This is a genomic window from Bacillus sp. DX4.1, from assembly GCF_030348195.1.
Classification (GTDB): domain Bacteria; phylum Bacillota; class Bacilli; order Bacillales; family Bacillaceae_G; genus Bacillus_A.
On the sequence record NZ_JAUCFT010000008.1, the window covers coordinates 302,051 to 310,000 of the forward strand.

Below are 7,950 nucleotides of genomic sequence, written 5' to 3' on the forward strand. Positions count from 1 at the left end.
TCGCTGATGCAACAAAGCAGAAAGCGGTAAACAAAATAAAAAACTTAGTTGACATTGAAACATGAAAATGTTAACATAAGGGAGTCGCAAATGAGCGGCAAACAAGTTCTTTGAAAACTGAACGAAACAAACAACGTGCAACGTCAATTTTTATTTTTATGATGCTAGACAAACTAACTTTATTGGAGAGTTTGATCCTGGCTCAGGATGAACGCTGGCGGCGTGCCTAATACATGCAAGTCGAGCGAATGGATTAAGAGCTTGCTCTTATGAAGTTAGCGGCGGACGGGTGAGTAACACGTGGGTAACCTGCCTACAAGACTGGGATAACTCCGGGAAACCGGGGCTAATACCGGATAACATTTTGCACTGCATGGTGCGAAATTGAAAGGCGGCTTCGGCTGTCACTTGTAGATGGACCTGCGTCGCATTAGCTAGTTGGTGAGGTAACGGCTCACCAAGGCAACGATGCGTAGCCGACCTGAGAGGGTGATCGGCCACACTGGGACTGAGACACGGCCCAGACTCCTACGGGAGGCAGCAGTAGGGAATCTTCCGCAATGGACGAAAGTCTGACGGAGCAACGCCGCGTGAGTGATGAAGGCTTTCGGGTCGTAAAACTCTGTTGTTAGGGAAGAACAAGTGCTAGTTGAATAAGCTGGCACCTTGACGGTACCTAACCAGAAAGCCACGGCTAACTACGTGCCAGCAGCCGCGGTAATACGTAGGTGGCAAGCGTTATCCGGAATTATTGGGCGTAAAGCGCGCGCAGGTGGTTTCTTAAGTCTGATGTGAAAGCCCACGGCTCAACCGTGGAGGGTCATTGGAAACTGGGAGACTTGAGTGCAGAAGAGGAAAGTGGAATTCCATGTGTAGCGGTGAAATGCGTAGAGATATGGAGGAACACCAGTGGCGAAGGCGACTTTCTGGTCTGTAACTGACACTGAGGCGCGAAAGCGTGGGGAGCAAACAGGATTAGATACCCTGGTAGTCCACGCCGTAAACGATGAGTGCTAAGTGTTAGAGGGTTTCCGCCCTTTAGTGCTGAAGTTAACGCATTAAGCACTCCGCCTGGGGAGTACGGCCGCAAGGCTGAAACTCAAAGGAATTGACGGGGGCCCGCACAAGCGGTGGAGCATGTGGTTTAATTCGAAGCAACGCGAAGAACCTTACCAGGTCTTGACATCCTTTGAAAACCCTAGAGATAGGGCTTCCCCTTCGGGGGCAAAGTGACAGGTGGTGCATGGTTGTCGTCAGCTCGTGTCGTGAGATGTTGGGTTAAGTCCCGCAACGAGCGCAACCCTTGATCTTAGTTGCCAGCATTTAGTTGGGCACTCTAAGGTGACTGCCGGTGACAAACCGGAGGAAGGTGGGGATGACGTCAAATCATCATGCCCCTTATGACCTGGGCTACACACGTGCTACAATGGACGGTACAAAGAGCTGCAAGACCGCGAGGTGGAGCTAATCTCATAAAACCGTTCTCAGTTCGGATTGTAGGCTGCAACTCGCCTACATGAAGCTGGAATCGCTAGTAATCGCGGATCAGCATGCCGCGGTGAATACGTTCCCGGGCCTTGTACACACCGCCCGTCACACCACGAGAGTTTGTAACACCCGAAGTCGGTGGGGTAACCTTTATGGAGCCAGCCGCCTAAGGTGGGACAGATGATTGGGGTGAAGTCGTAACAAGGTAGCCGTATCGGAAGGTGCGGCTGGATCACCTCCTTTCTATGGAGAATTGATGAACGCAGTTCATCAATATACGTTGACTTGTTTCGTTTCGTTCAGTTTTGAGAGAACTAAATCTCTCGAAATGTATGTTCTTTGAAAACTAGATAACAGTGTAGCTCATATTTTTTTTGAATTAATTTTGGTTAAGTTAGAAAGGGCGCACGGTGGATGCCTTGACACTAGGAGTCGATGAAGGACGGGACTAACGCCGATATGCTTCGGGGAGCTGTAAGTAAGCTTTGATCCGAAGATTTCCGAATGGGGAAACCCACTATACGTAATGGTATGGTATCCTTACCTGAATACATAGGGTATGGAAGACAGACCCAGGGAACTGAAACATCTAAGTACCTGGAGGAAGAGAAAGCAAATGCGATTTCCTGAGTAGCGGCGAGCGAAACGGAATCTAGCCCAAACCAAGAGGCTTGCCTCTTGGGGTTGTAGGACATTCTATACGGAGTTACAAAGGAACGGGGTAGACGAAGCAGCCTGGAAAGGCTCGTCATAGAAGGTAACAACCCTGTAGTCGAAACTTCGTTCCCTCTTGAATGTATCCTGAGTACGGCGGAACACGTGAAATTCCGTCGGAATCTGGGAGGACCATCTCCCAAGGCTAAATACTCCCTAGTGATCGATAGTGAACCAGTACCGTGAGGGAAAGGTGAAAAGCACCCCGGAAGGGGAGTGAAAGAGATCCTGAAACCGTGTGCCTACAAATAGTCAGAGCCCGTTAATGGGTGATGGCGTGCCTTTTGTAGAATGAACCGGCGAGTTACGATCCCGTGCGAGGTTAAGCTGAAGAGGCGGAGCCGTAGCGAAAGCGAGTCTGAATAGGGCGTTTAGTACGTGGTCGTAGACCCGAAACCAGGTGATCTACCCATGTCCAGGGTGAAGTTCAGGTAACACTGAATGGAGGCCCGAACCCACGCACGTTGAAAAGTGCGGGGATGAGGTGTGGGTAGCGGAGAAATTCCAATCGAACCTGGAGATAGCTGGTTCTCCCCGAAATAGCTTTAGGGCTAGCCTTAAGTGTAAGAGTCTTGGAGGTAGAGCACTGATTGAACTAGGGGTCCTCATCGGATTACCGAATTCAGTCAAACTCCGAATGCCAATGACTTATCCTTAGGAGTCAGACTGCGAGTGATAAGATCCGTAGTCAAAAGGGAAACAGCCCAGACCGCCAGCTAAGGTCCCAAAGTGTGTATTAAGTGGAAAAGGATGTGGAGTTGCTTAGACAACTAGGATGTTGGCTTAGAAGCAGCCACCATTTAAAGAGTGCGTAATAGCTCACTAGTCGAGTGACTCTGCGCCGAAAATGTACCGGGGCTAAATACACCACCGAAGCTGCGGATTGATACCTATGGTATCAGTGGTAGGGGAGCGTTCTAAGGGCAGTGAAGTCAGACCGTAAGGACTGGTGGAGCGCTTAGAAGTGAGAATGCCGGTATGAGTAGCGAAAGACGGGTGAGAATCCCGTCCACCGAATGCCTAAGGTTTCCTGAGGAAGGCTCGTCCGCTCAGGGTTAGTCAGGACCTAAGCCGAGGCCGACAGGCGTAGGCGATGGACAACAGGTTGATATTCCTGTACCACCTCTTTATCGTTTGAGCAATGGAGGGACGCAGAAGGATAGAAGAAGCGTGCGATTGGTTGTGCACGTCCAAGCAGTTAGGCTGATAAGTAGGCAAATCCGCTTATCGTGAAGGCTGAGCTGTGATGGGGAAGCTCCTTATGGAGCGAAGTCTTTGATTCCCCGCTGCCAAGAAAAGCTTCTAGCGAGATAAAAGGTGCCTGTACCGCAAACCGACACAGGTAGGCGAGGAGAGAATCCTAAGGTGTGCGAGAGAACTCTGGTTAAGGAACTCGGCAAAATGACCCCGTAACTTCGGGAGAAGGGGTGCTTTCTTAACGGAAAGCCGCAGTGAATAGGCCCAAGCGACTGTTTAGCAAAAACACAGGTCTCTGCGAAGCCGTAAGGCGAAGTATAGGGGCTGACACCTGCCCGGTGCTGGAAGGTTAAGGAGAGGGGTTAGCGCAAGCGAAGCTCTGAACTGAAGCCCCAGTAAACGGCGGCCGTAACTATAACGGTCCTAAGGTAGCGAAATTCCTTGTCGGGTAAGTTCCGACCCGCACGAAAGGTGTAACGATTTGGGCACTGTCTCAACCAGAGACTCGGTGAAATTATAGTACCTGTGAAGATGCAGGTTACCCGCGACAGGACGGAAAGACCCCGTGGAGCTTTACTGTAGCCTGATATTGAATTTTGGTACAGTTTGTACAGGATAGGCGGGAGCCATTGAAACCGGAGCGCTAGCTTCGGTGGAGGCGCTGGTGGGATACCGCCCTGACTGTATTGAAATTCTAACCTACGGGTCTCATCGACCCGGGAGACAGTGTCAGGTGGGCAGTTTGACTGGGGCGGTCGCCTCCTAAAGTGTAACGGAGGCGCCCAAAGGTTCCCTCAGAATGGTTGGAAATCATTCGTAGAGTGCAAAGGCATAAGGGAGCTTGACTGCGAGACCTACAAGTCGAGCAGGGACGAAAGTCGGGCTTAGTGATCCGGTGGTTCCGCATGGAAGGGCCATCGCTCAACGGATAAAAGCTACCCCGGGGATAACAGGCTTATCTCCCCCAAGAGTCCACATCGACGGGGAGGTTTGGCACCTCGATGTCGGCTCATCGCATCCTGGGGCTGTAGTCGGTCCCAAGGGTTGGGCTGTTCGCCCATTAAAGCGGTACGCGAGCTGGGTTCAGAACGTCGTGAGACAGTTCGGTCCCTATCCGTCGTGGGCGCAGGAAATTTGAGAGGAGCTGTCCTTAGTACGAGAGGACCGGGATGGACGCACCGCTGGTGTACCAGTTGTTCTGCCAAGGGCATAGCTGGGTAGCTATGTGCGGAAGGGATAAGTGCTGAAAGCATCTAAGCATGAAGCCCCCCTCAAGATGAGATTTCCCATAGCGTAAGCTAGTAAGATCCCTGAAAGATGATCAGGTTGATAGGTTCGAGGTGGAAGCATGGTGACATGTGGAGCTGACGAATACTAATAGATCGAGGACTTAACCATATAAATATGAAGCAATGTTATCTAGTTTTGAAGGAATATGCCTTCATAGTTTGGTGATGATGGCAGAGAGGTCACACCCGTTCCCATACCGAACACGGAAGTTAAGCTCTCTAGCGCCGATGGTAGTTGGGACCTTGTCCCTGTGAGAGTAGGACGTCGCCAAGCAACCTGTAGACGAGTCATAATGACTCGTCTTTTTTGTGTTTTTAAAGAGAAAAGTAGAAAATGGTGGAATGCATTGTTTAGCGTTTTTTACTTTTATCCCGCTATCTGCGGGCGGTAATACCCCCGCTTCAGAGTTCAGCAAAAAGCAAAGAAGTTAGGTGGGAGATAAACTGCTCGTAAAAGCCCCACTGATCAAAGTTTCACTTTATAATGCATGACATGCATTAAAGATTTTTCAAACATTTTTATTCGCTCTCTACCATGTAGTTTTACTATATAAATCCATTTTGATTTTTCGACATATAGCCGCAGCTATGGATAACAAAAGGTGACCTGCACTCGTTTTCTCTCTTTGTTTTCACTGTGTCTGGGGCAGGAAAAGGATCTGACCGCTTCTATGCATGGTCGGATGCTCTTTCCCGCCTAAAAAGAAGAGGTTTATGTCGGTTTTTTAATTTGTATTTATATATCTATTTTATCTACTGTATCTCACAGATTTGTAGGCGTGTATGCAAAGAAAGTATTTGCAGGAGTACCATCATTATTGCTTATTTGTTTCTTTTAAAGGTAAAAAATAGTAATGGGATTAAGAAAGGAGGGTGAAGGGGCATATATAACTGATTTGAAGAGCCGATTTGATTGTATGATAATTATAAATGGAAAACTGAAAGGACTGTGAGGTATACAGTCCTTTTTGTCATGTTTAGAACATGACTTTTTGCATTACCATGTAGAACAGGTTCTCTATATACTTAGCGCTGTGAGATTGGATATAGGTCTTAGGTCTGAGCTTAGAATCCATCATGCGGTTGATGTTGAGTAAGAGGATAAAATTTACAATTAGAAAAGAATGAAGAGTATGTAGGAGGGAGAAGAGTACAGTACAGCTTGTATGAAATTGTATAGGTAAGATTATTTTGCTTGATAAAAAAGCACAGGGGAACAGGGGGAATGAAGATGGGGTCTTGGATTCGCTTTTCCTTAAAAAATGTAGGTGTTGTTTTTCTCACGATGATTTTTATTGTTGTTGGGGGATTGTATTCTATTAAAACGATGGAAATGGAGGAGATGCCAAACGTTGATATTCCATATATGGTTGTGCAAGTCCCTTATATGGGTGCCACACCGGATCAAGGAGTAGAGGATATAGGAAAACCGCTAGAAACTGCGCTTTCTAGTGTTCAAAAACTTGATAATTTATATATTGAATCCCACAGCGACATGGTAGTTGCCATTTTGGGATTTGATATGGACCGAAAAATGGATGAGGCGGAAAAAGATGTGACGAGTGCTGTTGCGTCTCTAAAATTACCAGAGGGGACAGGGAAACCTGTCATTATGAAAGACGGGCCTTCACAGATGCCAGTACTGACTTTTGCTCTTTCTTCAGACAATGCTAAGCAAGCTGACATTTCACAATATGTGAACGAGCGGATTAAACCGACTTTGTCTACTGTTGAAAATATCGGCAAAATGGATGTGTCCGGCGAAACGGAAAAGCAATTGTCAATTAACCTTGATGCTGAAAAAATGAAAGAAAAAAACATTACTTATGATGTAGTGAAGCAGGCGCTTATAGCTCACAACTTTTCTTTTCCAGCAGGTCAGGTGAATATAAATGAAAAAACGTTAAATGTTCAAGCTGACTACAAACTTAAATCACTTATTGACGTGAAAAACATGGAAATGGCAGTACCAGGTGCTGGGGGAGTGCAAACCGTTAAACTGTCAGATGTGGCAACTGTGGAGTATGAGAGTAAGACAGAAACTGTATATACAAGATTAAAAGATACACCCGCTGTTCTTGTATCGGTCAAAGCGCAGCCAGGAGCGAATGCGGTGGAGGTTGTAAAGCAAATTAACCAAAAGTTGTCTGATTTGCAACTACCAGAGGGGTATAAGTTGACAAAGCTGTATGACAGTTCAAAGCAGGTGGAAAAATCGGTTAACAGCATGCTCAAGGAAGTATTGCTTGGAACGTTGTTTGCTGTCATCGTGACATTTGTATTCTTACGTAATGTGAGAGCTACGATTGTGGCGGTGCTATCGATTCCGCTTTCTGTTTTGGCGGCAATGATTACAATGAAGTATTTACAATACAGTTTAAATATGATGACGCTTGCGGGTATTGCGGTAGCAGTCGGCCGGGTAATTGATGATTCCATCGTAGTAATTGAAAACATTTACCGTAGAACGTTAAGCAGTAAAAAACGTGATGAAAGCATGGTGCTTGCGGCTGCCAAGGAAGTCGGCGGCGCAGTTACATCTTCGACAATTACGACTATGGCGGTATTTGGTCCGCTTTCGTTCGTGCCAGGAATCATTGGGAAGTTCTTCGCTCCGTTCGGGATTACAGTTATTGTCGCACTTGCGTTCTCGCTACTGGTTTCGTTAACGGTTGTACCGCTGCTTGCTAAATTTTTCTTATTGCGTTTGAAGCATAAGGAGCCGAAAGAAACGATGTTGCAGAGAACATATCAGCGTGTGCTTAGCTGGACGATGCAGAAAAAGACGATTACGCTTCTTCTTGCTTTCGTCGTATTTGCTTCATCTTTAGCGCTTGTGCCGATGATTCCGAAAAACTTTTTGCCAGAAGAGAAGGCGGCTTCATACAGTTTAACGGCAGACTTGCCTGTTGGAACATCACTTGACAAAGCTAACGGTGCGGCGAAGGATATGGAAAGTATTCTTAGTAAGCAAGTTAGTGTGAAAAGTTATCAAACAATCGTTTCAGGAGAAAGAATTCGTTTATCTATTGATCTGAAGGATAACATGACAAAAGAAGAAATAACGACTTTTGAAAAAGGCGTAAAAGAAAAGATGAAGAACCTGGGAGCGGGCATTGAAACGGCTCTGGCGCCGATCGGTATAACAGGAGGAGGACAATTTGTTCTTATCGTGGAAGGTGGAAGTGCCAAAGATTTGGAGAATGCCGGTAATAAGATTGTAGAGAAGGTAAAGGATATAAAAGGCTTGTCCAACGTAAAA

1 protein-coding gene and 3 rRNA genes (1 of these 4 running past the window's edge) are annotated in these 7,950 nt (G+C 46.9%); all 4 read left to right on the forward strand.

Going from position 1 to position 7,950, the window contains the following annotated elements; genetic code table 11:
* Window positions 1-179 precede the first annotated feature (179 nt).
* Window positions 180-1,731 (forward strand): 16S ribosomal RNA (locus tag QUF99_RS05030).
* A gap of 144 nt (window positions 1,732-1,875) precedes the next feature.
* Window positions 1,876-4,797 (forward strand): 23S ribosomal RNA (locus QUF99_RS05035).
* Window positions 4,798-4,846: 49 nt separating this feature from the next.
* Window positions 4,847-4,962: ribosomal RNA gene (gene rrf, locus QUF99_RS05040) — 5S ribosomal RNA — on the forward strand.
* The 16S, 23S and 5S rRNA genes sit together here, the layout of an rRNA operon.
* 957 nt (window positions 4,963-5,919) lie before the next feature.
* Window positions 5,920-7,950, forward strand: partial view of an efflux RND transporter permease subunit gene (locus tag QUF99_RS05045; protein WP_289368876.1) — the 5' portion only. It continues 999 nt past the right edge of the window; the window shows 2,031 of its 3,030 coding nt (coding positions 1-2,031); the start codon lies at window positions 5,920-5,922; its stop codon lies off the right edge, out of view.